This window comes from Streptomyces sp. NPDC033270 (assembly GCF_055576575.1).
On sequence record NZ_JBVIRA010000001.1, the window covers coordinates 656,307 to 681,543 of the forward strand.

22 protein-coding genes are annotated in these 25,237 nt (G+C 70.9%); 4 read left to right on the top strand and 18 right to left on the bottom strand.

Annotated features, from left to right (window positions below; all coding sequences use genetic code 11):
• Positions 1-137: 137 nt before the first annotated feature.
• The 13 genes from ACZ5XZ_RS03050 to ACZ5XZ_RS03110 all read right to left on the bottom strand — a co-directional run bounded on the left by ACZ5XZ_RS03050 (position 138) and on the right by ACZ5XZ_RS03110 (position 19,380).
• A complete protein-coding gene (locus tag ACZ5XZ_RS03050; protein WP_468973985.1) occupies positions 138-941 on the bottom strand; it encodes a metal ABC transporter solute-binding protein, Zn/Mn family in 804 nt (267 codons plus the stop codon).
• Positions 899-1,765 carry a metal ABC transporter permease gene (locus tag ACZ5XZ_RS03055; protein ID WP_468973987.1) on the bottom strand — a complete coding sequence of 289 codons (867 nt, stop codon included), beginning with the start codon at positions 1,763-1,765 and terminating at the stop codon, positions 899-901. The genes ACZ5XZ_RS03050 and ACZ5XZ_RS03055 overlap by 43 nt, the downstream gene beginning before the upstream one ends.
• Positions 1,762-2,400: a metal ABC transporter ATP-binding protein gene (locus ACZ5XZ_RS03060; RefSeq protein ID WP_468973990.1), complete on the bottom strand. Its 639-nt coding sequence runs from the start codon at positions 2,398-2,400 to the stop codon at positions 1,762-1,764. The genes ACZ5XZ_RS03055 and ACZ5XZ_RS03060 overlap by 4 nt, the downstream gene beginning before the upstream one ends.
• Before the next feature lie 269 nt (positions 2,401-2,669).
• Entirely contained in the window at positions 2,670-3,251 is a 582-nt protein-coding gene (locus ACZ5XZ_RS03065) for a hypothetical protein (RefSeq protein ID WP_468973992.1), read from the bottom strand.
• 29 nt (positions 3,252-3,280) lie between these two features.
• Positions 3,281-3,640 (bottom strand): DUF6114 domain-containing protein, encoded by a 360-nt coding sequence (locus tag ACZ5XZ_RS03070; protein WP_468973994.1) that lies wholly within the window; start codon positions 3,638-3,640, stop codon positions 3,281-3,283.
• Positions 3,631-4,275, bottom strand: coding sequence for a DUF6230 family protein (locus ACZ5XZ_RS03075; RefSeq protein ID WP_468973996.1), 645 nt, complete (start codon positions 4,273-4,275; stop codon positions 3,631-3,633). The genes ACZ5XZ_RS03070 and ACZ5XZ_RS03075 overlap by 10 nt, the downstream gene beginning before the upstream one ends.
• Positions 4,276-4,323: 48 nt before the next feature.
• Positions 4,324-5,646, bottom strand: coding sequence for an aldehyde dehydrogenase family protein (locus ACZ5XZ_RS03080; protein ID WP_468973999.1), 1,323 nt, complete (start codon positions 5,644-5,646; stop codon positions 4,324-4,326).
• 71 nt (positions 5,647-5,717) lie between these two features.
• Positions 5,718-6,623 carry a hypothetical protein gene (locus ACZ5XZ_RS03085; RefSeq protein WP_468974001.1) on the bottom strand — a complete coding sequence of 302 codons (906 nt, stop codon included), beginning with the start codon at positions 6,621-6,623 and terminating at the stop codon, positions 5,718-5,720.
• Complete coding sequence (locus tag ACZ5XZ_RS03090; RefSeq protein WP_468974003.1) at positions 6,623-8,245, bottom strand: PfaD family polyunsaturated fatty acid/polyketide biosynthesis protein; 1,623 nt, start codon at positions 8,243-8,245, stop codon at positions 6,623-6,625. The genes ACZ5XZ_RS03085 and ACZ5XZ_RS03090 overlap by 1 nt, the downstream gene beginning before the upstream one ends.
• Complete coding sequence (locus ACZ5XZ_RS03095; protein ID WP_468974005.1) at positions 8,242-10,578, bottom strand: hotdog family protein; 2,337 nt, start codon at positions 10,576-10,578, stop codon at positions 8,242-8,244. Before ACZ5XZ_RS03095 ends, ACZ5XZ_RS03090 begins: the two co-directional genes overlap by 4 nt.
• Before the next feature lie 40 nt (positions 10,579-10,618).
• Positions 10,619-16,708: an SDR family NAD(P)-dependent oxidoreductase gene (locus ACZ5XZ_RS03100; RefSeq protein ID WP_468974007.1), complete on the bottom strand. Its 6,090-nt coding sequence runs from the start codon at positions 16,706-16,708 to the stop codon at positions 10,619-10,621.
• 350 nt (positions 16,709-17,058) lie between these two features.
• Positions 17,059-18,573 carry a glycerol kinase GlpK gene (gene glpK / locus ACZ5XZ_RS03105; RefSeq protein ID WP_468974009.1) on the bottom strand — a complete coding sequence of 505 codons (1,515 nt, stop codon included), beginning with the start codon at positions 18,571-18,573 and terminating at the stop codon, positions 17,059-17,061.
• A 39-nt stretch (positions 18,574-18,612) separates the two neighbouring features.
• Complete coding sequence (locus tag ACZ5XZ_RS03110) at positions 18,613-19,380, bottom strand: IclR family transcriptional regulator (RefSeq protein ID WP_468974011.1); 768 nt, start codon at positions 19,378-19,380, stop codon at positions 18,613-18,615.
• Positions 19,381-19,549: 169 nt separating this feature from the next.
• Here ACZ5XZ_RS03110 and ACZ5XZ_RS03115 point away from each other — a divergent pair, with 169 nt between their 5' ends.
• Complete coding sequence (locus tag ACZ5XZ_RS03115) at positions 19,550-19,963, top strand: ATP-binding protein (RefSeq protein ID WP_468974013.1); 414 nt, start codon at positions 19,550-19,552, stop codon at positions 19,961-19,963.
• A 55-nt stretch (positions 19,964-20,018) separates the two neighbouring features.
• Here the strand turns inward: ACZ5XZ_RS03115 and ACZ5XZ_RS03120 are convergent, their stop codons facing one another.
• Positions 20,019-20,519, bottom strand: coding sequence for a ribonuclease FAU-1 family protein (locus tag ACZ5XZ_RS03120; protein ID WP_468974015.1), 501 nt, complete (start codon positions 20,517-20,519; stop codon positions 20,019-20,021).
• 106 nt (positions 20,520-20,625) lie between these two features.
• Here ACZ5XZ_RS03120 and ACZ5XZ_RS03125 point away from each other — a divergent pair, with 106 nt between their 5' ends.
• Both ACZ5XZ_RS03125 and ACZ5XZ_RS03130 read left to right on the top strand, forming a co-directional pair.
• Positions 20,626-21,066, top strand: a complete 441-nt coding sequence (locus ACZ5XZ_RS03125) for a hypothetical protein (protein ID WP_468974017.1) — start codon at positions 20,626-20,628, stop codon at positions 21,064-21,066.
• Positions 21,060-21,212, top strand: a complete 153-nt coding sequence (locus ACZ5XZ_RS03130; RefSeq protein ID WP_468974019.1) for a hypothetical protein — start codon at positions 21,060-21,062, stop codon at positions 21,210-21,212. The genes ACZ5XZ_RS03125 and ACZ5XZ_RS03130 overlap by 7 nt, the downstream gene beginning before the upstream one ends.
• Before the next feature lie 55 nt (positions 21,213-21,267).
• Here the strand turns inward: ACZ5XZ_RS03130 and ACZ5XZ_RS03135 are convergent, their stop codons facing one another.
• The 3 genes from ACZ5XZ_RS03135 to ACZ5XZ_RS03145 form a co-directional block, all read right to left on the bottom strand.
• The gene (locus ACZ5XZ_RS03135; protein ID WP_468974021.1) at positions 21,268-21,639 is read right to left on the bottom strand and encodes an SCO5918 family protein; all 372 of its coding nucleotides are present in this window, start codon (positions 21,637-21,639) and stop codon (positions 21,268-21,270) included.
• Between the two features lie 60 nt (positions 21,640-21,699).
• Complete coding sequence (locus ACZ5XZ_RS03140; RefSeq protein WP_468974023.1) at positions 21,700-22,092, bottom strand: CBS domain-containing protein; 393 nt, start codon at positions 22,090-22,092, stop codon at positions 21,700-21,702.
• A 412-nt stretch (positions 22,093-22,504) separates the two neighbouring features.
• Positions 22,505-22,708: a cold-shock protein gene (locus tag ACZ5XZ_RS03145; RefSeq protein ID WP_006604711.1), complete on the bottom strand. Its 204-nt coding sequence runs from the start codon at positions 22,706-22,708 to the stop codon at positions 22,505-22,507.
• Between the two features lie 883 nt (positions 22,709-23,591).
• Between ACZ5XZ_RS03145 and ACZ5XZ_RS03150 the strand changes: the two genes are divergently transcribed.
• Positions 23,592-23,939, top strand: a complete 348-nt coding sequence (locus tag ACZ5XZ_RS03150; RefSeq protein ID WP_468974025.1) for a MerR family transcriptional regulator — start codon at positions 23,592-23,594, stop codon at positions 23,937-23,939.
• Positions 23,940-24,280: 341 nt separating this feature from the next.
• Here ACZ5XZ_RS03150 and ACZ5XZ_RS03155 read toward each other — a convergent pair whose 3' ends face one another.
• The gene (locus ACZ5XZ_RS03155) at positions 24,281-25,141 is read right to left on the bottom strand and encodes an MOSC domain-containing protein (RefSeq protein WP_468974027.1); all 861 of its coding nucleotides are present in this window, start codon (positions 25,139-25,141) and stop codon (positions 24,281-24,283) included.
• Positions 25,142-25,237: the final 96 nt, after the last annotated feature.

A 25,237-nucleotide genomic window follows, 5' to 3' on the forward strand; every position in this document is an offset into this window, starting at 1 on the left:
CGCTATCGAGACGCTCCGGCGCCTTGCGATGCAGCTCGGCATCCAAGGAGCACATGAGGAGCCGAGACGGAGTTCGCGCAGCGAACGCAGTGCACCAGACGCCGCGGCCTCTCCGACCCTGACCCATCGGACAGGCCCTAGGACCCGGACATGGCCTTCTTCAGCTCCGCCGCCGCATTGCGGTACACGGGCAGCAGGTCCAGGTCCTTGCCCGGGTAGTTGACGATCTTCACTTGCTTGGCGCCGGAGCCGGGCAGGACCGTTCCGGTCGACATATGTGCGTTGTCCAGGACCAGGAGCGGCTTCTTCTTCGACAGCTCGGCCAGCTGCGCCGGGGTGACGGCCTCGGGCCCGTAGGTGCCGACGGTGGTGGCACCCGCCAGCTTCGCCGACCAGGTGGTGAAGACCTGGCTGACCACGTTCGGGCTCTTGCCGCCGGGCCAGGCGGCCCTCAGGTCCTTGGTCAGCTTCCCGTATTCGGCATCAAAGGCGGTCGTCCACTTCGCTGCGGCCTTCTGGGTACCGAACAGCTTGCCCAGCCGTGCGACTTCGGCCTTGACCTTGTTGGCGTCGTTGTCGAGATGCACCTCGACCGGCTTCGCCGTGGACCCCGCGGCTTCCTTGATCTTCTCGGCGTACGGCTCGAAGGGCGCGTACAGCACGAAGTCGGCCTTGGCGACGGCCGCGAGGTCGGAGGGCTTGGGATCGTAGTCGGGGGCGTGGTGCACGGACTGGGGCACGATGACCGTGACGTCCTTGGCGCCCGCGGCCTTCGCGAAGGCACCTTCCCAAGTAGTGGTCACGACGACGACAGGCTTCCCCTTCGTACCTTCGGAGCCGCTGTCGGCCGACTTGTCGGCGCCGCTGCCGCAGCCCGCGACCAGGGCCGGTGCCGCGCTCAGTGCGAGGAGGGAAGCGATACGGACGCGGGTGCGCGCCATGAGCTGATTCTCCGTTCGGGTATGAGGTGAACCGCGAGGACGAGCGCCCCCGCAGTCAGGACGAGGACCGGCCCCGGCGGCCAGTCCAGCCAGAGAGCGATGAGGAATCCGGTCAGGTTCACGGTGATCCCGACGCCGATCGCCCAGAAGGTGATCGAGCTCAGCGAGGTGCCCAGGCGGCGGGCCGCGAGGGCGGGCAGCAGCGTCAGGGCGTCGACCAACAGGGCACCGGTGAGCTTGATCGCTCCGGCGACCGATACCGCGACCAGTACGAGCAGCACCAGGGTGAGGACGCGGACCGGGACGCCTGAGCACAGCGCGAGTTCCCGGTCGTACAGCAGCAGCGCCACGTTCCGGCGCCGCCACCAGAACAGGCCGGGGACGACGAGCGCCAGAACCCCGAGTACCACCAGATCCGCCGTACCCACGGACAGGATCGACCCCCACAGCAGCGCGAACGCGCCCGAGGCGTTGACGCCCGAGACCGCGAGGACCAGCAGCGCGGCCGCGATGGCCAAACTCATCAGTAGGCCCATCGCCCCTGACAGGCCGTCCGGGGTCCGGGCGAGCGGTGCCACGCCGGCGCCGGCCAGGGCGCACGCCACCAGCGCACACAGCATCGGATCGAGGCCGGACAGCAGGCCGATCGCGATGCCCAGCAGCGCTACGTGCATCATCGCGAACCGCACCGGCATGATGTCGAGCCCGACGATCACCACGCCGATCACCGGCAGCCCGATCGCGGCCAGCAGCAGGGCGATTCCGGCCCGCTGCACCGGCACGAGCTGGAGGAGCGCGCCGAGATCGGCGGCGGCGAGGGTCACCGGGCCACCTCCCGCAGGTGCCCGGCGGCCATCTCCAGCACCCGGTCGCAGCGCTCGGCCAGCGCCCGGTCATGAGTGACCACGACCAGTGTCACCGGAAGCCCGGCAAGAACCTCCGCCGCCTCCTCCTGACCGGAGAAGTCCAGGGCGGCGGTGGGCTCGTCGGCCAGCAGCACCTGGGCCCCGGCGGCCACGCAGCCGATCGCACGGGCGAGGTACATCCGCTGCAACTGCCCCCCGGAGAGGGTGTGCAAAGGACGCGCGACCAGTCCTCCGACGCCGAGCCGGACCGCAGCCTCACCCGCCTCCGAAGGCGCGTGACTGCTGGCGAGCAACTCCTCCCCCAGGAGAGGGAATCGGCCGGCGGCCGGCTTCTGCGGAATCCAGGCGCAGGCCCGCCGCCGCCAGGCCCGCTCCGCCGGAGTACGGCTGCCCCGGCCGCCGACCAGGATCTCCCCGACGACCTGGCGATGCAGACCCAGTGCGGCCCGGAGCAGGGTCGTCTTGCCCGAGCCATTGGTACCCGTCAGGGCGACGCGTTCACCGGCGGCGATCTCCAGATCCACATCGGTGACCGCCTCAACTCGGCCGTGGCGACAGGTGACCTCCCGCATCCGTATATCCAGCCCGCCCATCACACGCCCTTCAGCCATCCGTCACCGAACGGGTGCGGCGGCCCTGTCCGCCTCCCCACGGGCCAGTAGTCGGATGACTGGCCCGTCGGGTTCCCGTACTTCCACAACTCCGTGCGCCCGCAGTGCCGTTCGACCGAGCTACACAGCTGGCCGGCGGCGCGACCTCTCTCACGTAGTCGTACGGAGTCGCGGCCGGGTTCCCGGCGACCTGCTGTTCACCGCAAGCCGTACTCGTCGTCAACAGCCCGGCCTTCGACCTCCCGGTCGGATCAGTTGCAGTGCTGCTCGCCGGTCAGTTGCAGATCGGCGCGTCCCGTGGTGACCCGAGACGCAGCGATCCGGACCCCGGTCGCATGTACCCCGAGCAGCGTGATCTGCGGGACCGGCAGAGGAGGGACAGCGTCGGTGGAGAGCACGAGTGGCAGGCCGCCGGGGAGCGTGGCGGTGAGCGAGTCAGCGCGGAAGCGGATGCCGGTCAGGGTGATTCGTGTGCTGCGCAGGCACAGGGCTCCGCCTGCACCGTGGTCCTGAGCCAGGCGGGGGCGTTCGACCTCGGCGAACTGGGCCGAGCAGAGCTTTGGCCTGCCCGGCTCGGGCGACAGCAAGGGGCACCACAGTCCTTGCAACGTGACCGAGTCGGCTCGCAAGGTGGTGCCCTCGCCCTCGCCCTCGCCTTCGTCCAGGCCGCCGAGCGCGATGTCGAGTGGACGGTCCGCGGAGGGCGAAGGACCCTGGTGGGAGACCCTGGGCGGCTTGGCAGCCCCTGCTCCGGGGGGCGGCGCACAGCACAGGGTCACCGCGAGCACGGTGAGCACACCGGTGGCCCGGCGGCGCCTCCTGCGGCGGGCCACCGAGGGAGCACGCGGTGGCCCGGCCGCCGTCACCGATCTGTTCCCGGCGGGTTCTCCGCGGGGTCCCACGCCACTGCGAAGGCGCCGCCCACCAGTGCCAGCAGTATGCCGATGAGGAAGCCTCCCAGGTTGGCGAACGGAAAGGACAGCAGCCCCGCCGCGATGGCCGTCCAGCCGCCGCGACGGGCCCGTTGCGGCCACAGCCACACGTGCCCCGCGCACACCGCGAGTGCGAGGGCGATCGTCACGGAGGTGGCCCCCTGGAATCCCTCCACGGTCAGGTAGGAGGGCCGGGCGAGCGGCAGACAGCCGAGTTCGAGGGCGGAAGCGAGCACCAGGACGGCTGCGACGTTGGGCCGGTCACGCAGGACACGGTGGATCAGAAGCATGGGTGGTCTCCGAGCTGTACGTGCATCCGTGCGCCGCTCAGATCGAACGAGCCGGCCGTGATGGACTGGGAGGTGAGCCGCATCCCGTCGACGTCCAGCGTTCGGGCCTGTTGGCCGTATTGGCCCGAAGCGCCGTGCACCCCGGCGACGGCGTCCAGTGTCGCGGCGTCCCGCCCCATCTCCACCTCGCCGAACCGCATGTCGCCCTTCAACTCCGAGAGGCCCAGTACCAGTCGACGGGCCTCCACCGTTCGGTCCTGGTCCGCTTCGATCCGCAGGGTGACCGCACCGAGAGGCGTGTGTGCCACCGATGACTGGCACAAGCCGGTCAGGCGCGCCCGGCCGATGCCCGCGACCGCAGCCGGGCGTTCATGGCCCGCGGCGTCGGAGGTGAGGCTGGCGAACTGCACGGCGCCGACGCCGTGCATCTGCTGGGCGGACACCTGGAACGTGCTGCCCGTGACGGCGAAAGAGACAGGCATCGCCGCCGCCTGCATGCCACCGATCATGAGGGCGGCCGCCAGACCGGAAAGTGCCATGACGATGGCCAGGCGCCGCCAGTTCGTCCCGCTGCGACGGGCAGGCACGGTGGGGCGGCCGGCGGTATCGGGCGGGGAGGGGGAGGGGACTGTCACGGTTCTTTCTCCTATGGAGTGGAGCTGCGCGTCGCCGAGGGTGGGGCGTCACATGCCGAGGCCGGCGTGGGCCAGACCTGGTGGCAAGCCGGCGTCGGGCGCCGCGTTGAGCTGGATATGAGGGGAGGCCAGCCCGGCGAGTTGCGGGCTCAGCTGCGCGAGCCGGGTGCGGGTGAAGACCCCCAGGTGCGGTCCGGTGCGCCGGGCGAGGTGGAGGACTTCCGCCCAGGCGGAGAAGCGGATGAGCAGTGCGACCGGTCCGACGGGTGGCCTCGGCAGAGCCTGCGCACCGGATGGCGGTGCCACCAGAACGATCGGGTCCGGCACCGGCCGGACGGCTCGGCCAGGGGGTGTCCCCGTCCGGACCGGCCGTGCCCCGGCGCCGAGCGCGGCCTCGGTCCACTCGGACAGACGCGCATGCCACTGCCGGTGCGGTAGGGCGGTGGCCGGGCGGAAGCGCGCAGCCTCCCGTGCGAGATGGTCCAGGAACGCAGTGAGACGGGTCTCGTGCACCGCGACCAGTGGCGTGGTCGCGCAACCGCGACCGGCGCGGGCGAAGCAGGACCGTACGGTGGCCCGGGCGGCGGCCCGTGCATCTCCGTCGTGTCGGAGCACCAGGAGTCCGGGTGGCGGCGGGCGCCAAGGATCCCACGCGCAGCACCGTGGTGAGACCTCGTCTGCGTGCTCGGCCAGTACGCACCGGAGGTCGGCCGCCCGCCTGTCCACCGCCACCGCCCAGCCCCCGTGCGGCAGCCCGGCTTCCCGGGCCGCCGCAAGCATGGCCAGGACGGGGACCGCGGTGCGGTGGTCGGTCTCCGAGACCACGGTCACCCCCTTCAGTAGAGCAGGCAGCGCCCCCTCCAACAGCGACACGAGGGGGCGGGCGCCGTCGACGTGCGACATGACCACGGCCGGACGCTGCGGGGTGTGGGATGACGGCGTGCCGGAGCGGGGGCGCCGCCAGGGTGCGCGGTGTGGGCCCGCGGCAACGGCATGCCGCAGCAACGTCGACCGGGCGCTGCGGAGTTCGGCTTCGGCGTCGGCGGGACCGAGGCCGGAGACGTCCTGGAGGACGGTGAGCAGGGCCGCATGGCGCACTGCCAGCGCTCGCTGTAGCCGGAAGCTCCAACGAGCGCGCTGCGTGTGGGACAAGGCCCCCCACGTCTGCTCGGCCTCCCGCGCGTCTGCCACCGCGACCCGGGCCTCGTCCGGGGAGGAGAGCGGTAGGGACAGCAGCGGACGGCGGGAGAAGATCCCGATCACCGGGAGGTGGGTGTCCGGCGGTCCGGTCAGTCCGCTCGCGGCCAGCGCCTGCGGCAAGGGAGCGTCGAGCAGGTCGCGCACGAGTACGTCGGTGGGGGGTGACGGCATGTCGGTGGGCTCTCCAACGGGTTCGCCGGTGGGGCGGAGGGCTGCTGATGGGGGCGGTGGCCCCGGCCCGGTCAGGTGGCGCTGGGCCGACCGGGTCCGGCAGGTTCCGGGACGGCATACTCCGCGGTGGCCGGCGAACTTTCGTGCGGGGCCTTCGGTCGGACCAGGGAACGGCAGTGACGGGCCAGCGGGCCGCGGGGACGCAGTACGGCCGTGCCGAGTGCCATCACGAGTGCGCCACCGGCCGGCCAGCCCAGCGCCCGCACCGACAGCGAGGCTGCCACGGCCAGCAGCGGGCACGTCCCCAGGACCACCACCACTACGTCCAGGACCGCCCGTGCAGACGGCCGCCATCCGTGGGCATCCCGCGCGCCCGGTGGCCGGGCGGTGGGGCGTCCCTCCTGCGGCCGGTAGGCGTGGCACCACACGTATGAGGACAGCAGGACCGGAAGGATCACGGCCCCCATCCAGCACAGCGTCGCGGCGACCGGGGAGCGGCAGAACCGCAGCAGTTCCGCGGCCGTCGGCGGCCCCGCTGGAAAGGCCGACGGCGCGGCGGCGAGAAGCCGGTGCAGCCCTGTGCCGTCCCAGCCGTGGACCAGGACGAAGAACACCCCGGCGTACGCGCCGATCACCTGGAGGCATGCCGCCCACAACGCCCCGCGCGCCAGCAGCCGCACGGTGAGGAGACAGCCGAGCGCACCGCTCACGAACACCCCTGCGCCGAAGCAGGCCATGGCCCACGGGGGGATCTCGGTGAGGGCGTACATGGTTTCCCAGCGGGGGAACCGGGCCGCCAGCAGCAGCCCCATCGGGAGGAAGAACACGCCGAGGAAGAGGACGGTGAGTGCGAGCTGACGGTCCCGTACAGCGGCTCGGCGGCCGGTGTCCCCGCCAGCCACGGCGAGCTGGTGGGTGGCAGCGAGCGCATACCCGGCACCGATCCCGTACGACCAGAACGCATCGACCTGGAACACTACGGCCCCTCCTGCGGCGCCGCCGCGCCCACCGGACAGGGGGACAGCGGAGGGAGCCCGGGGGTGCCCGGGTCCGGTGTCGCCTGATACGGGGGAGTCGTGGTGCACCAGGACGGGAGGCGGACGCCCGCGAAGCGCAGCTGGGCGAGTCGGTTCTGGTAGGCCGCTCCGTCCAGCAACGCGGCGGCGACGTCCGCGGCACGCCGGTTCTCCGGCGCTGCCCACGGGGTGCCCCGGACCCAGTCGTTGAAGGCGCCCATCGACGGTCCGCACCAGATCTGGTAATCGCCCACCCGCTCCGGGACGCCGTCCGTGGCCCAGCGGGAGGAGAGCCCCAGATACCAGCGGAAGAGCAGGGCCATGCGGTGTCGGGGGTCCTGCTCGGCGCGCTCCAGCTGCTCGGGGTGGTGGCACCGCAAGTAGGCAGCCACGTCGGGCCACACCTCGGCCGGCGGACGGTGGAAGATCTCCCGTTCCAGGCGCGCGAGGGCCGCATCGGGAAGCTCTTCCACGCTGCAGTGGTCGCGGTAGAGCTGGTGGAGCCAGGCGGCCCGGCCGGGGAAGAGCGTTCCGCGCTTGAGCACCTGGACGTGCACGCCCATTTCGAACATGTCGGCCGAGGGGGCGGTGGTGCAGTCCTGCGCACCGGCCTGCGCCAGCAGTTCCTTGGCTCGGGCCGACGTGCCGGCCTCCACACACGCCTGATTGACCGACCCGGTCACGATGTATGCGGCGCCCAGGGCGAAGGCGGCGAACGCGGCCTGCGGAGTCCCGATCCCGCCCGCCGCCCCGATGCCCACCGCGCCCCCGGGCCGCCCGGCCGCTGCCTCCCGGTCGCGCAGCGCGAGGAGCAGGGGCAGTTGGGTCACCAGGGGACGGCGGTCGGTGTGCCCGGCGGAGTCCGCCTCGACGGTGATGTCGTCGGCCATCGGTACCTGTGCGGCCAGGCGGGCTTGTTCGTCCGTCAGCCGTCCCTGCCGTACCAGTTCGTCGACCATCTCCGGCGGTGCCGGCCGGAGGAAGAACGCGGCGGTCGCCGGCTGAGAGACCTTGGCGATGACACGGTTGTCCGCCAGGGCCGCACCGTCGGGACCACGTCGCAGTCCCGCCACCCGGTAGCGGACCAGTTCGGGGTCCGGGCCCATGAAGGCGGATGCCTCGACGCAGCGCACGTCGTGGCGCAGGTAGAGGTCCACGATCTCGCGTTCGGCCCGAGGCGCGGCGGGGTTGTGGATGATGTTGCACGCCCACGCCAGGTCCGGAAGTCGTCTGCGGAGCGTGGAGACGGCCTGTTCGACGCGGGCGGTGCCCAGGCCCGCCGCCCCGAAGGAGGCGAGCGCGCCCGCCCTCGCCAGGGCCACGACGAGGTCCTCCGAGGAGATCCCGCCTGCCATGGAACCGGCCATGTACGGCTGCCGCAGTCCGTGGCGGCGCAGGAAGGCTGCCGAGCCGAGCTGGTGGGTGGCGATCGGGCCCGAGGCGGCGAGTACCTCGATCTCCGACCCGGGACGTGGAAGCTCGTTGGCCGCCCCGATCCGACCGTCGACCCGGACCACACAGCAGGGCCGGTCCAGTGCCGCGAGCGCGCCGCGGATGCCGGCCCGGTCGAAGGAGACTGTCATGCTGCCTCCTTCGTAGCGCGGCGGGGGGACGTTCGGAACGCGATGGTGTCCACCTCGTAGATGCGCAGACCGTCACACCAGACACTGCCGTCGGCGACCACTGTGAGCCCGGTGCCGTCGCGCTGTACCTCGCGGAGATGGACCTCGGCTTGCATCTGTGCGTGGTGCGGCAGGATCTGGCCCCGGTAGGTCCACCGCAGGGGCGCACCAGGCAGCGGAACGAGCGTCCTCAGGGATTCCTCACTGACCGAACCAGTGTGCAACAGAAGGAACTTGACGGCCTGACACAACATCTCGATCCCGCAAGAACCGGGCATGACCGGATCGTGGAGGAAATGCTGGCTGAAGTACCAGTCGTCGGATTCCACGGGGCGGGTGGCGAGGAGGTAGCCCAGGCCGTGCCGGCCGCCCTCCGGCACCAGGGTGCAGGTGGCGCCCGCCAGCAGGGCGAGGCGGCCGTGCCCCACCGGTGCACCGGAGCCGGCGTCGAGCTGCCGGGCACCCGATGGCGGAGTCGCTCCGCTCTCCAGCCACGGGGGGACCCGCCGCCCGCCGTCCAGCCCCCGCTGTTGGTCGAGGACGGGCCTGGTGAAGAAGCCGTGCACGGTCTCACCCCGGTGGAACACCTCGCCGTCCACGGCCAGTTCATAGCCGTACCGTTGGAGGACGGCGCCGGGCATCGGGGTGTGGGAGAGCAACGTCGTGTGCTGGCGTACCGTACGGCGGCGCAGGTCCACCGGATGCACCAGGCGGGCGTGGCCTTCGAGGTTACGGACGGTGAAGTCCTCGCCCGGGTGCTCCAGGCTGGCCCCCAGCGCCGCCCCGACGAACGCCGATGCCTGCAGGGCACTCTCCAAGTAGAAGAGCCAGGGCAACGTGCCGCCGTTGTCGCGCAGGTACCAGGGGTCGTCGGGGACGTCGTACTCGGTGAGGTGGGTCGAGCCGACCGGATACCCGCCCCGCCCGTCGGGGGCGCTCAGCAAGCGGTCGAGCATCAGCATCCCGCCACGGGGCAGCCGGGGGCGAACCCGCGCAGCGGATGCGAGCGCGGCGGGGCCGTAGGCGATCGTGAGGTCGCCGTCGGCGGCATGCGCCATGTGCAGTTCATGTGCGAATGCCGGCTCGCCCCCGGGGGATCGGCGGACCGTACCGGCTGCCTTCCCCGGCACGATGTCGGTGCCCGGCGCCTCCCGGAGCGCCACCCCCGCCTCGTGGACGTGGGCCACCGTCCCCTCCTCGTCGCTGATCCGGACCTCCGCCACGACATGTGGGCGCGGGACGAGGCCGATCCGTGTGACGTCGGCCTCCAGTCTCAGTGGCCTGACGTCCGCTCGCCCGGTGTGGGCGACGGAGAGCCGGGTGGGTGCGTCGGTTACCGGGTGGAAGAACGGCCGGGGGAGGCAGAGGTGCAGCCCCTCGTGCAGCGCGTGCACCCGAAGCGCTTGCCACACGAGCGGCAGTAGCTCGGCCCAGCCGACCGGGCCTTTGACGGCGCCGGGGGCAGCCGTGGCGACGAGGTGTCCCAGGCCGAACCGGCCCGATCCCGGACCGGAGACGGCGACCTCCGCCAGAAGGCGGTAGCCGCCCGCCCCGACCTGGCCGGTGGTCTCACCCGAGCTTCCGTCCCCGTGCTCCGGTCCGAAGACGTCGGAGAGCCGTCCTGCGGCAAGCAGGTCCAGCCCGACACGGTCGACCCGGTGCCGGACGGCGCGGGCCAGCGGGCGCCAACTGCGGGTCGGTCGCACCGTCTCCAGGGGGGCAGGCGCCGGTCCGGTCGTGCCGTGCGCCTCGACGATCAGGCGGCCGCGGGACCGTACGGCGAAGGAGTCTGCGCCGGTACAGGTGGCGGTCAGTGCGTCAGGGCCGGTGCCACCGAAGGGCAACTCCTGATGCCACGTCAAGGAAGCCCGCTGAGGACCTGGTGGCGGGGCCCCGTGGGCCTGCTGCAGGGCACGCACACCGGCCCGCAGGACCGCGGTTGCGGGGTCGGCATCTGCTGGGCCCACGTCCGTGGCGCCGCCCGCGGAAACGGTCCGGTGCCCAGCGCCAGCCGGGCGGGCCCAACGGTTCCCACCGGTGTCCGTGGCAGGTCCGTCAGCCGGCCCGCCCGCCCGGGCGGTGCGCCTCAGCAGCCAAGTCTGCAGGGTCTGGTGCGCCTGGAGGGTCATCCGGTGTCCGGAGCAGATCAGGTCGACCAACCCGGTCAGGTCCTCGGTGTCGGGCCGCGTCGGCAGGGCATGCGGTGAGGTCGCGGTGGTGACACGGGTACCGATGCCCTCCTCGGGCCACCAGCGGTGGCGAGGGGACGGGCCGTCGAAGCCGAGTTCGTCCATGGTCGTGGTCCGTCCGGGAGCAGGAGGGGTAGGGCGTGCATCAGGTCGCGGTGACAGCGGCGGTGTCGGGGGAGGCCGGCGGCCAGGCCGCACGGCTGCCGAGCTGGGGCGCGGCCACGATGCCCTTGAGTCCGCTCCAGCGCTGCAACACCGCTCCTTCGGGAGTGCAGGCTGTCACCGTGCAGCCCAGCTCCAGCGGACCATGGTTGTCGAGGTCGACCTGGATCACGAACGGGGCGTCGTCCGGCAGGGGAGCCAGAAGTTCGACGTGTTTCACGGAGACCGGCAGGCAGCGATGGCCACAGACACGCCGACCCAGGAGGGCCGCGGCCTGCAGCAGCAGGTCGGCCAGGGCGGGGCTGTGGCGGGCACCACCGTAGGCCCCCTGAGCCAGCGGAGGGTCGGCCAGCTTGGCGCACAGCACCAGCTGCCGGTCGTTGTCGACCAGGACGGGCCCCAGGCCGCGGAGCAGTGGGCCGTGGAAGAGGAACCCATCGTCATAGGCCGAGTGGTGACGGTACGGCGGTTCCGGCAGCGAGGGGAGGGGGTGCGGATCGGGTGCGATGCCGTCCGGTGCCGAGCCGAACACCCCCTCGTAGCGGGGCGGTCCGGCGGTCGTGCCGTCGTCGTGGATCGTCACCGCCACGGCCTGCTCAGCGCCGGGCCGGGGACGGAGCACCACACGGGCGCGCGGTGGGTGGGAGCCGTTGAGGACGAGTCCGCGGCGTACGGAGAAGTCGCGGACCTCGGTGACCGGATTCCCCGAACCTGTACGCTCGACCGCGTTGATACCCCATCCGATCGCGGCGGTCATCGGCAGCACAGGCTGCCCGTCGATACTGTGATCCTCCAGCACCGATTCCGCGGCCAGCCCCGTCAGGTCCCGCAACAGCTCCACCCCGTCGGCCGGCAGCGGCCCGGGCGGGAACGCCGACTCCAACGGGCCCAGGACGGTGACCAGGTCATCGGCGTGGGCCGCAGTGAGCTGGTCGACGAAGTACCTGCAGCCCTCCTCCCGGCTCAGCAACGGCACCCCCAGCTGCTGGAACAGCTCCTGGGCTCGTTCCGACGCCATCCCACCGCGCCAGGGACCCCAAGCGAGCGCAGCGACCCGGGTTCCGGGGTGGGCCGCCTTCCATGCACAGGCGAACCGGTTGAGCGCCTCGTTGGCCATCGCGTAGTCGGTCTGTCGGCCGTTGCCGTAGATCCCGGACACCGAGGTGAAGACGATCAGATGGCGTACCCGTTCGGCGGGAAGCGCGGCGAGCACGTGCTGCAGTCCGGAGAGCTTGGTGTCCACCACCCTCTCGATCCCCCGGGTGTCCTTGACGGCCAGCGGCTGGTCGGCCAGCACACCGGCGCCGTGCAGGACCCCGGTCACCTGCTCCGCCCACGGTGCCAGCGCCGCGCTCACCGAAGCGGCATCGGTGATGTCGGCGCTGACGTAGGTGGTGTCGGCTCCCAGGCCGCGTAGCTCCGCCAGCGTCGAGTGCATCTCCCGCTGGGCGAGCAGCCGCTCGACCTGCCTGTCCAGCGCAGTCCCGACGGCCGGATCGTCGGGGTCCTCGCCGCGCGCGTGGGCCTGTTCTGTGCAGGCCTCGCGCAGCGCGGACGGGTCGTCGAGGCCGGCGGCCCAGGCGGGCGGATCCTCCAATGGCGTACGGCCCAGGAGGACCAGCCGGCAGGGGCGTCGCGCCGCCAGCGCGGTCAGGCACCAAGCGGTGATGCCCCGGGCCCCGCCGGTCACCACCAGCAGATCGTCCGGGGACGGGGCGTCCCCGTCGGCCGCCCCGCCGCCGACGGGGAGGCGGTCAGAGGCCTCGGGCCAGAGCGTCAGGGTGCGACGGGTCTCCCCGTCCCAGCCGACCTCCCGTACCGGGGCGGAGTCGGCGATCTCGCGCAGGAACTGCGCGGCCGCCCCGGTGACGGGGCTGTCCGGTGCGCTGTCGAAGGCCCGGCAGAACAGGTCCGGCTCCTCCACACCGAGAGCCTTCACCAGACCGCCCAGCCCTCCGTACAACGCCTGGGTCGTATCGCCCGCCGTCCCCATCAGGCCCAGGGAGCCGTCGAGCCGGGTGACGGCGGCGAACCCGGCACGGTGCCCGGCTGCGACGGAGGCCTTCAAGGCCGGCACCGTGTGCTTGGCGAGGAGTACGGCGTGCCGCAGCCGTTGGACGGTGACGGCCGGATCCGTATGTGGCTCGCGGTCGGCGGGCAGCACGCACAGCCCGAGCCGCCCGCCGGGCGGCAGCACCCGCTCGATCTGGGTGCGCAGCGTCTCCTCCCGCCAGTCGGCGAGCTGCCCCACTGCCCCGGGAACGTCCACGTCCGGCAGGGCCAGCACCCGGACCCCCCAGCCGTCGGCGGCCAGCGCGTCACGCAGCGCATCTGCCAGCGCGCTGCCGTCGTGGGCGATGAGCGCCGTCGGCTGCGGGCCGTAGGGGACCGCGATGGCATCGACCGCGGGCAGCGTACGCAGACCCACACGGGCTCGCCCGGCGGCCATCGGTGCCCTGCCGCCCGGGGATCCGTCGGCGCGCCCGATCAAGGTGTGCACGAGCCGGGCCAGTTCACCGACGGTGCGTGCCTGCGCGAAGCGGTAGATGTCCTCTTGTGGCAGGAACGGGTAGCGCCGCCATGCCTCGGACGCGATCTCGACCTGCTTGAGCGAGTCGATGCCCAGGTCGGTCTGGATGTCGAGGTCGGGGTCGACCATCTCGACGGTGTACCCGGTCTTCTCCGCCACCAGTTCCCGCAGGATCCGCTCGACATCCGCCACATCTGTGACGGCACCCGGGCCGTCCGGCGCTCGGTCCGCCGCGGGTTCGCGTGCGGAGGCGGACGCGGTCCCGGTCGCGTTCCGGGGTGTGGGGACCGCTCCGGTCGCGAGGGAAGCGACGGTCTCGATGGATGGCGGGGCGACGACGGGCGTCTCGCTCTCCCCGCGAGGCGGGACCCCGTCCGCACCGGACTGCGCCTGGCCGGTTGCGGCGCCGTCGGCGTCGTCACATGCCAGACCGGTGCGGGCGAGTTCGAGCAGGACTTCCTGGCTGCGGATGTGGGCACGGCCGAGTGCCGCACTGTGGTCGCGGACGGCTTCGGCGCAGGCGAGAACCGAGGCATCGGGGCCGGTGCCGGCGCTGGAAACCATCTGCGCGAGGCTCTTGGAGGTCTCCAACTGTCCGGCCAAGTACTCGTTGTGCAGTTCCAGCTGCCGGGCAGCCAGCTGCCCCAGAACTTCCGCATCCGTCCGTGCCCCGCCGGTACGGCGTGCCGGTGTGGCCTCGGCCGCTGTGACGGCCAGGGCGTCCCCGCACTGGTAGGGGGCGGCCAGCAGCGCCTCATGCTCCGCCCGGCGAGCCTCGACCGCGAACGACGAGCCATCCAACAGCCGGGCCACCGCGGACGGCTCTGCGCGGGGCGCCGGCTCCGGGGCGTCGTAGCGGTTGATGCCGCGGATGTCGAAGCCGAGCACGGCCAGCCGCAGCGCGGCGCACTTCAGTGCGGCCGCGCCGTCGCTTCCCGGTCCGTGGTCGGTGGGGATCACCTCGACGACACCCGCACCGAGGATGCGGGGCACCAGCCGGCTGAGCACCTGCCTGGGCCCGCACTCGACGAAGACCCGGCAGCCCTCCGTGTACAACTGCCGTACGCGGGCCGCGAAGTCCACCGGCCGGACGATCTGCTCGGCCAGCACCCGCCGGTTGGCCTCCGGATCGTCGCCGTAGCGCGCGCCGGGGGTATTGGCCAGTACCGGTGTGGCGGGGGAGGGCAGGTCGACGCTCGCCAAGGCCCCGGCGAACGTGTCCACGGCGTGACCGACCAGCGGGGTGTGGAACGCCGCCGCGACCGGGAGCCGGTGCAGAGCCGTGCCTTCCCGCGCGCAGTCCGCGGTCAGTGCCTCGATGGCGGGCGTCGGCCCGCCGAGCACCACCTCGTCCGGCGCATTGATGTTGCTCAGCGCCAACTCCGGGTAGGCGGCGGCCCGTTCCAGCCACTCGTCGGCCGACAGTCGCAGCGCGACCATGGCGCCGGGATCTTCGTCGTCGGCTCGCTCCATGGCCTGCCCACGTTGCAGCGCAAGCCGCAGGCAGTCGGCGTCGGAGAGACTGCCGGCCGCCCACAGCGCGGTGATCTCACCGGAACTGTGTCCCAGCAGCCCGTGCGGAGCGAGGCCGAGCTCGGTGAGGTAGCGGTACTGGCCCATGGCCAGCGCGCCGATGGCCGGCTGTGCACAGCTGGTCCGTCGCAGCCGGGCCGCCGCCTCCTGCGGTCCGTACCGCCCCGGTTCGGGGTAGACGACCCGGGCCAGGGTGTCCTCTCCCTCCGTCCAGAGGGCGTTCGCCTCGTCGAAGGTCCGCCGCACCGGGGGGAACGCCAGCAGTGTGTGCAGCCCCATCTCGACGTACTGGCTGCCCTGACCAGCGAAAAGCGCCGCGGCCTTGGCTTCCGGCGGCAGGCCTTCCCGCCGGAAGTGGACCCGGTCGCCGAGGCTCCAGACGCTGTCGTCGGGCCGGTCACCCAGCTGGGCGACGGCCTCGGCCACCGCGGCCTCGCGCTCCGCCGCGGTGCGGGCCAGGACGCCCAGCCGGGCGTGGCCGACGGGAACCGGTCCGTCCTCTGCGGGCGGTGCCCCCGCCCGCAGCAAGGAGAGCAGTGCGGCGGGGTCCGGAGCGTGCCACAGCAGGGCCTGAGGTGCGTCATGCAGGGTCCGGGCGTGGTGGTCGGAGGGCCGGTGCTCCTCCAGGACTGCGTGGAAGTTCACTCCGCCGAAGCCGAAGGCGGAGACCGCACCACGCCGGAGCGGGTGCCCCGGGTCGCGCACCCACGGCCGTGCCCGGGTGTTGAGGTACAGGCTTCCCTCCCGCGCCGCTTCGCCGGGCGTGTCGATGTTGATGGTCGGAGGCAGCACCTTGTGGTGCAGCGCCAGCGCGGTCTTGATGAGCCCCGCCGCACCGGCAGCGGCCTTGGTATGGCCGATCTGCGACTTCACCGTGCCAACGGCGGCCCGGTGTCGGCGATCGCCGGAGTCCATCAGGGCGCGCAGCGTTCCGATCTCGACGTTGTCGCCGACGGGGGTACCCGTCCCGTGCGCCTCGATCAGCTCCACCGACTGTGGAGGTACGCCGGCATCCTCGTAGGCTCGGCGCAGCGCCGTCATCTGGCCGTTCCCGCACGGTGCGTAGATGCTGCTGGTGCGCCCGTCGCTGGAGCCGCCGAGACCGCGTAGCACGGCGTAGATCCGGTCGCCGTCCCGTTCGGCGTCAGCCAGCCGTTTGAGGGCCAGCATCCCGATTCCCTCACCGAGCAGGGTGCCGTCGGCCGACTCGTCGAAGGGCCGGATACGCCCGCTGGGGGAGAGTGCGGGTGTCTTGCTGAAGCACAGGAACGTGGTGATCGAGTTGTCCGCGTCGCAGCCGCCACTGATCATCAGGTCGGCACGGTGCTCGACCAGTTCGCTCACTGCCATGCGCAGGGCGGCCAGTGAACTGGCACACGCCGCATCGACGGTGCAGTTGGCCGCGCCCAGGCCGTACCGGTTGGCGATGCGCCCGGCGACGACGTTGGCGAGAATGCCCGGGAAGCTGTCCTCGGTCCAGCCGGGCGCCCAGGAGACCGACCGGCGGGCCACCTCCTCGGCGTCCTGCTCCGAAAGGCCGCAGCTGAGGGCCGCCCTCTTCACATGCGGCGTGACGAGACGTGCGCCCAGCGGGAAGAAGGTGGTGTTCTGGCCACATACTCCGAGGATCACCCCGGTGCGCGACGGGTCGTACCACTCCGCTCCCTCACACCGCGCATCTCGCAGCACCTGTCCCGCCACACGCAGACTCAGCAGCTGGACCAGACCGATCGAATCGAGGGTCGCCGGCGGCATCGCGAATTCTGCGGGGTCGAAAACGTCTGGCGGCAGGAACCCGCCCCGCCGGGCGTAGGTCTTGTCTTCGGACAGCGGGTCGGGATCATAATGATCGGCGATCCGCCATGAACTCTCCGGCACTTCGGTGATGCAGTCACGGCCCGACACCACGTTGCACCAGAACTCCCTCGCGTCATGTGCTTGAGGGAACGTTCCTGCGATGCCGATGATGGCAATCGGGTTTTTGGCCGGATGAAGAGCGGGAGAAGCCATCGTGTGGACCTTATGGCGCGGGGACTGGACGGGAATGGCATCAAGCGGCAAACGCGTGGACGGAACTCCACGGGAATTAGTTTCACCGGTACGTGAGTGCGACACGACATTCGCCACGTACAAGGGAGGCGCAAATGCCCCGGTGGAACCAATTGTGTGAGTCCGCGATGTCTTTCCCAATTCAATAGGGAGATTATAATTCGGCAGCTTGTTGGCCTGCCGGAACTGCCGCGAGCACGCAATGTGGGTGCGAGGTTCGGCTTGGTAGTCCTGTCAGAAATCGTTTCCTGTAACTGGTTCTTCCCAGGTTGTGGCAGCACCGGGCGCGCCCCGAGCCCGGAGACGAGCCGTCAGTGTGGGTTCGGCGGCGCGATCCAGCTGAGCGAGCGCTCGACTGCCCGCTTCCAGTTCTCGTACTCCGACTGCCGCCGCCGGGGGTCCATGTCCGGCAGCCACTGGGCGGCCCGGTGCCAGTTGCGGCGCAGGACCTCCAGGTCGGGCCAGTAGCCGGCGGCGAGCCCGGCGGCGTAGGCGGCGCCGAGGGAGACCGTCTCGACGGCCATGGGGCGCACCACGGGCACGTCGAGCACATCGGCCAGGAACTGCATGAGCAGGTTGTCGGACGTCATCCCGCCGTCCACCTTGAGCACCTTCAGGGCGAGAGGGGAGTCGGCGTTCATGGCGTCGACCACCTCCCGGGTCTGCCAGCCGGTGGCCTCCAGCACGGCGCGGGCCAGGTGCCCCTTGGTGATGTAAGAGGTGAGGCCGACGATGACACCGCGGGCGTCGCTGCGCCAGTGCGGCGCGTACAGACCGGAGAACGCCGGGACGATGTAGCAGCCGCCGTTGTCCTCGACGGTGCGTGCCAGCGTCTCGATCTCGGGGGCGGTGCTGATCAGCCCCAGCCGGTCGCGGAACCACTGGACCAGCGCGCCGGTGACGGCGATGGGGCCTTCGAGTGCGTAGACCGCGGGCTGGTCCTCGATCTTGTAGGCGACGGTGGTGAGCAGTCCGTGCCGGGACGGTATGAGCTCGGTACCGGTGTTGAGCAACAGGAAGCTGCCGGTGCCGTAGGTGCACTTCGCCTCGCCGGGTGCGAAGCAGGTCTGTCCGAACAGCGCCGCCTGCTGGTCACCGAGTGCCGCGGTGATACGGACGCCCGGGAGGACGGAACGTGCGGTTCCGTAGTTCTCGGCCGAGGAGTGGATCTCCGGGAGCATCGGGCGGGGCACCCCGAAGAACTCCAGCAGCTCCTCGTCCCAGTCGAGGGTGCTGATGTTCATGAGCATGGTGCGGCTGGCGTTGGTGACGTCGGTGATGTGCAGGCCGCCGGCTGGCCCGCCGGTGAGGTTCCAGATCAGCCAGCTCTCCATCGTGCCGAACAGCACCTCGCCGTCCTCGGCACGCTGCCGCAGCCCGTCGACGTGGTCGAACAGCCAGCGGATCCGGGGGGCGGAGAAGTACGTGGAAGGGGGCAGGCAGCAGCGCCGGAGGAAGAAATCGTCCCCGGGCCGGCTTCTGAGGTCCTCGACCAGCGGAGCCGTACGGGTGTCCTGCCAGACGATCGCCCTGCCCAGCGGGGTGCCCGTACGCCGGTCCCACAGCACGGTCGTCTCGCGCTGGTTGGCGATCCCGACGGCGGCGACCTCGTCGGGGCCGACATCGGCGTCGGAGAGTGCCTGCGGCACCACGCGCTGCAGGGTGTGCCAGATCTCGACGGCGTCGTGCTCGACCCACCCCGGCTGAGGGAAGTGCTGCTGGTGCTCCCGCTGGGCGACCGACACCAGCCGCCCCTGGTGGTCGAACAGGATGCATCGGGTGGAGGTGGTGCCCTGGTCGATGGACATCACATACCGCTCAACCATGATCAGCCTTCCGTTGTGGTGCGCAAGGGCGGCCGGGGCTCACCAGCGGGCGGCCCCCAGATCTCTGGAGATCGCCCGGGCGGCGTGGCGGACCTGGGTGACCAGGGCCGGCTGCGGGACCCCTTTGGAGTCGCAGATCCGCTCGACCGTGCCGGAGATGCCGATGGCGCCCACCACGAGGCCGCCGTGGCCCCGGATCGGCGCGGCGACGCCGGCCTCGCCCGTGATCATCTCTTGTACTTCGGCAGCCCATCCGAGCTCCCGGACCTCGGTGAGCGCCCGGGTGAGATGCTCCGGGGTGACCAGGGTGTGCCGGGTGTACGCCTCCAACCCCGCCTCCACGGCCGGCTCCATGGGGACGCTGCCGAAGGCCAGCAGCACCTTGCCGAGCGAGGATGCGTGCAGGGGCAGCAGCGTGCCCACGTCCAGGGTCTGGAGGGTGTCGTCGGGGCGGAAGACGTGGTGGACGATGAGTACCTTGCCCTCCAGGGGCGCGCCCAGACGGACCGCCTCGCCGCTGCGGGCAGCCAGGGCGTCGGCCCAGTTGATGGAGCGGGAGCGCAGCTCGTTCACGTCGAGGTAGCTGGTGCCCAGATGCAGCAGCGCAGCCCCGAGCTGGTACTTTCCGGTCGTCGGGTCCTGCTCGACGAAGTCGATGTTCTGCAGGGTGCGCAGAATGCCGTGGGTGGTGCCCTTGGCCAGTCCGAGCGACGCGGCCACCTCACCCAGCCCGAGCCGACGGGGCCCGCTGGCGAGCAGACGCAGGATCGCCGCTGCCCGTTCGATCGACTGGACCGGGCCGGCCATGAGGCAATCGTAGTCCCGCGGTCGGCATCTGCCAGAAGTTACGGCTCTCCGCAGGCTGGCGTTCGGTAATGCCGACCGATGTTCATTGACCGCCTCCACCGTTCCCCATAGCGTCCCTCTCAAGCCCGGCGTTCAGCGTTCAGCCGGTAGGGGCCTCGGAGGAGGCAGCATGGCGGCACAGCTTGAAGCGGTGGTGGGGGAGGCGGTCGAACATGTCTTTCCGCTGCCGCACATCCCCGAGGCCGTCTCGGTCGTACGCCGGCGGGCGCGTACGGTCCTGGCCGACTGGAACCTGGCCCCGGACCTCGCTGAGGACGCGCTCCTGGTGATCTCGGAGATGATCACCAACGCGGTCGTCCACGCCCTGCCGCCGGCGGTGCTGCGGCTGTCACGGGTCGCCGACGCCCTGCGGGTCGAGGTCACCGACGCGGGGCCCGCGGCGGCGGACGGGCGGCCGGTCGTCGAGCCCTGCGCGGGCGAGCACGGCCGCGGGCTCGGCATCGTCGCCGCCCTGGCGACGGCGTGCGGCACGGAGGTCCACGCGGGCGGTATCACACGGTGGGCGGAACTTCTCTCAGCGTGAGCCGGTGAGCCGGTGAGCCGGTGGGCCTGGGCAGGTTCGGTCGTTTCGCGCGTGATCAGCCGAGCAGCTCTGCAAAGCCTCCTGCCCGGGCAAGGGTCTCCAGCTCGTCCATGGCTCGCCGGGCCATGGACGCCGCAACCGGGTCGTGGCTCTCGATGCCGCTTGCCGCGAACTCCTCCTCGTCCAGACGCAGGATGGTCGTTCCCTCGGCAGAGAGCCACAGGTCGAGTTCGAGGTCCTCGATGACGATGCCGTCCGACCTGATAGCTGCCGGGCGGGCGACGTCGCAGTACCAGCCTTTGAGCGTACCGTCGGCGGCCCGTACCTCCTTGACGGCATACCAGCGGTCGCGCCAGTAGTGCTCGGTGAACACATCACCGGGCTCGAATCGTACGAACCCGAAGTCACGGACCGTCGTCCTTCCCCACGGGGCGCGCACGACGGCATGGGTACCGTCATCGCTCGCGACGACCGCCGGATAGCGCAGCTTGGTGCTGCCGCCTTTCACCAGCTGGATGGTCACTTCCTGGCCCACGGTGAAAGTGCCCCTGCTCATGCTGTCTCCCCACTCCGCTGCTTCGTCCGGCGAACATCGACACCGTCTCCCGGAGAAGGCGCATCGGGCCAGTGATTTGTTCAGGGCCCACCGGTGGCGTGGCCAGATGGACGACCAACGGCGCCTGGTCTACACGGTTCTCGACCTGACGCGCCATGACGAGGCCAAGGGCGAACTGGTGCCGCGTACCGGTCGGAGAACCCCCTTCCGCTCCCCTTTCCGTCCGAGATCGTCGTCCGGCGACCCGGAGCGTGCGGACTACGTCAGGGACCGCGACGGCGCGAAGGTCCCGCTGGCCGCCGACACCCTGCTGTCCGACCGGTTCCTGCTGGTCGGCGGCGAGTTGAAGCCGGTTCTGGAGGCCCGCTACCGGCGGAGCCGGCACAAGGACCGCCCGGATTCGGCCAAGGACAGCCTGGGGACCACGGACATGGAGGGGCGCCCCGTCCGTGAGCCGACGCAGAACCTGTCGTTCGTCCGCGGTCTCTCTACGAACGCGCCCCGGGCACCTGCCCGTTCACCGGGCGGCCCCTGGTCCCCGTGGTGAGCACCGAGGGCCACGCCGAGACCGCGCTCTCCTTCGGCGAGGGAGCCGCCCATGTCCGGGTCGCCGACGGGCCGGAGCTCGCCGGCCGTGACGTCACCGTCGAGTTCTGGGCGCGGCCGAGACCACGCAGACCACGGACGTCGTGAGCGAGACGACCTCCGGCTCGTACGCGTTCTCCGGCTGCGGCTTCCTCGCGCAGTACTACGGCGTCGCGGACTGACCGCTCGCGGTGAAGCCGCACCGTCCCGGGGCCGGGGCGGTGCGGTGCGGTCGGGGCGGAATTCCCAGTAGGGCCGACGCTGCCTCCAGGGGGGTTACCGGCGTCGGGGGCACGAGAGCGGCAGCCGGGCGGCACTCGAAGCCGAGGCGGGTCAGGGCTCGGGTCACTTCGCCGGTGGTGAAGTCTCGGCGATCCTGTCCGGTGATGATCTCCCCGACCTGCTTGACGGGGTAGTGGCGGCGACCGATGAGCACGGATTCACCCGTGAGGGGTTCGGGCGTGACGCCCTTCATCGTGTCCTGTACCTCGGTCTTGACCAGCTCGAAGGGGAATCGGGCGATGATGCAGCGCATAGTGCCTCTACAGGGTTGAGGAGACGCCGGAAACCGATCGCCGGCCGGGCGGGAGAGGGGTCAACGGGTGAGGACGAGGACTCCCAGTGCGTGTCCGTCCTCATCGATCACGGGTGAGGCGCACAGCGCGCGTTGGCGCATGGCACGTTCCGCGTCACGTACCGACATCGCTGGTGAGGTGAAGGGCCCGCGGTCGTAGACGATGTCCCGCAACCGGGTCTCCTCGGCGTACCAGGCGTCATGCCGGTGGGCTGTCATCTGGGAACGGGTGATCAGGCCCGCGCACCGCCCGTCTTCGTCGCGGACGAGGAGATGGTCGGCCCGTGCGCCGGTGAGGACGGCCAGGGCCAGGTCGACGACCATGTCATCGCCGACCTGTGGTCCCGGCGACGTCATCACATCGGCGGCGGCCCATCCGGAGCAGCCCCTCTGGAGACGGGTCTGACGCAGCATCAATGAGTCCTTCCGGTGCGGTCGGTCTGGGGCCAACGAGGTGGGAGGTCCATTGAGAACCTCTTCCTCGATGCGGTACGTCGAGGAATTCCCGGCGACACCGAGCCGCAAAACAAGGAATCGCAAGTACGAACCAATGGAAGGTGAGGTGGAGCGGGTGAGGAATGCGTTCCCCATCTACCGACGTGAAGTCGACGAGGCCACATCGAAGGGCGAGGGAGTTTTCGACACGGGCGTCTGGCGGTTTTCTGCCCCGCCCTGCCCCGCCCCGCCGCGCCATATGGATCGGCGATCGCACGAGCTGACCCACGCTGTCTGTGCGGTCGCTGTGGCGCGCGACGGAAGAACGTAAAGCAACGAGCTGGGGCCCGCACCCAAGGTGCGGGCCCCAGCTACGGCGTGCGCGTCAGCGTCAGGCGGGAACGATGTTCTCGGCCTGCGGGCCCTTCTGGCCCTGCGTGACGTCGAAGTTCACCTTCTGGCCTTCCTGCAGCTCGCGGAAGCCCTGGGCGGCGATGTTCGAGTAGTGAGCGAAGACGTCAGCGCCGCCGCCCTCCTGCTCGATGAAGCCGAAGCCCTTTTCCGCGTTGAACCACTTCACAGTGCCAGTAGCCATGTCATATCTCCTTCGGGGCAGTATCCGGAGCCCACACCGTGCGGACGCCGTGTCGCCGCGATGATCACCCCGTCGGAAATACTCCGGAAATCCGGGGAATCCGGGAAACAGAAAAGCGCTCCCGTCTGTACGGCGGTGAGCGCAATCGAAGCCTTCGGGAACCACAACTGCAACTGATCAAAACGGTAGCACGGCGCTGCCGGCCATGCACGGTGCACGAGCCCGAAGATTTTCGAGGGCATAAAAACCCTTACCGTACCGGTGCTCATATCTGTAGTTGCGGCATCAGATATTCGACATCGCCTTCGCCTCCTGCTCGCGGAGAATCCCGACCCCCTCGTGAATCTCCCGGGTCCGCCGTCACGGGCCGGGCGCCTACCACGCTGGCTGCACCGCGTAGCCGCCGTGACGGATCGCGGCGCGCCACCGGGACCGGGACCGGGATCGGCCGCACACCCCTGAAGCTGAATCGGGCGATTGTGCTCGTGCGGCCGAGGGGAATCTGTGATGGCCGCGGTATACATTGCCCATTCACACGGTTAGGATTTCTCCTGTAGTCGACGAAGTCGATGAGGTGCGGCAAACATGAACTGACATGAACTGTCGCGCCGATCGGCTGCTACAGAGAGCAGACAAGAGAAGAGAGAGGACGACACGCCATCAGGATCACCCGAGCAAGGATCCTGCCCGCCCGGGCGCCGCGGGTGCCCGTATCGGGAGGGCTCCGGCCTCGCGGCTGCGAACCCCGGGTGCTCGCCCCCTCAGAGGCGACACGGCGGAAACAGAAGGCCGGTGCCCGGCGCCGGCAGATGGTGTTGACATCCCTCGGGGCCCTGATGCCGTACGGCACCAGGGCCCTCGACGCGTCCCATGAAGAGGTTCAATGACCCGACAAACCCCCTCGCGCGCCACCGACAAATTCGATGACGACGACTACCCCGCCTACACCATGGGTCGCGCCGCGGAAATGATCGGCACCACTCCTGCTTTTCTCCGGGCCGTCGGCGAAGCCCGCCTCATCGTTCCCCTGCGCTCCGCAGGCGGCCATCGCCGCTACTCCCGCTACCAGCTGCGCATCGCGGCACGCGCCCGCGACCTCGTCGACCAGGGCACCCCGATCGAGGCCGCCTGCCGCATCGTCATCCTTGAGGACCAGCTCGAAGAGGCCCAGCGACTCAACGAGGAACTGCGCCGGGGCGCTGCCGACCCGAGCCGGCCCTCCGGCACCTGACGTGCACGTGGTCTGACTCCTCGCCCCTGGCCCGGTGGGCACCTCGTGAGGACCGTCGAGGACTTCCCCGCCGTGCAGCTCGGTGATGCTCGGCCCCACCGCCACTCATCGCGACAACCGCTTGCGATGAGCGGAGCCGCCCGCGCGTGCGCGGCAACCAGACAGCTCAGGAGCACGTCCGTCAGCGGGTACAGTCCCGGCGAGTGCCAGGGCCCGCGAGCTGGAGCACCGTCTGCGTCCTGCCGAAGCCCAGATTCAGGATCCGTAGGACATGGACCAGCAGGGCCCGCACCCTTGCCTGGGAGCGCAGCTGGGGCAGTGCTGCGGCGCATGGGCCGAGGTCACCGTGCGCCCGCGACGACGTCGTACGAGAGGCGTACTGCGTCGCCCGGTGCGATGTGCCCCGGCCGGATCACCTGGGCGTAGACGCCGGCGCACGGCTCGGGGCGGCGTCCGGGCATCGCGACGATGCGGTGGTGTTCGGCGAGGGTGCGCAGGGCGGCTCTGTCCTGAGGCAGTGCGCCGTGCGCGAGCGTCGGGACGGCGCAGCGGGGTGTGGAGGCCACTACGCGGAGGGTCAGCCGGTCGCCGATGCTCAGTTCCCTGCCCACCCAGGCATCGTCGGTGAAGCCCACACCGTCCGTCTTGATGACGATGTTGGGGCGGTAGCGCTCCGCTTCCACGGCCCCACGGGGGCTGAGCGCGGCCACTTGGCGCAGGGTGGAGGTGCTCATCAGGTGGATGGGGGCGAAGTCGAAGAACGTGCCGGCGGGCGCCAGCGAGCCGACCTGCAGGACGTCCGCCCGGACCTCGGCGTCGACGCCTTCTCGGAGCACCTGCTCCGGTACGGAGCGGTCGAGCATGCCCTGTGACGGCAGGGTGTTGGTCAGTGTGACGTTCCGGCCGAGGGCGGCCGACAGGACGTCGTCGATGGCGGTGTCGTCGCTCCAGACCAGCTTGCCGTTCGGCAGTTCGATACGCGGACGGCTCTGCTCAAGAGTCGCGGTGCACTTGAGCAGGTCCCTCCACAGCCGCGGATTCTTCGCGCTGGCGACCTTCCCCGAGACCCGGTCGACGACCGCGAGACAGCGGTCTCCCACCAGTCCGTGTTCGGTCACCGCTGTGGAGGGCACCGGTTCGCCGAGCATCGACTTGACCGGGTAGCGCCATAGAACTTCCACGGTGCCCAGTTCGCACCCCACGGTGTCTCCTTCATCGCGTTGTGTGTTTGTCGTGGCTCGCCGCTGAGAAACCGACTGACTGACCGACCGACTGACCGACTGAGGCGGTCGGCGCAC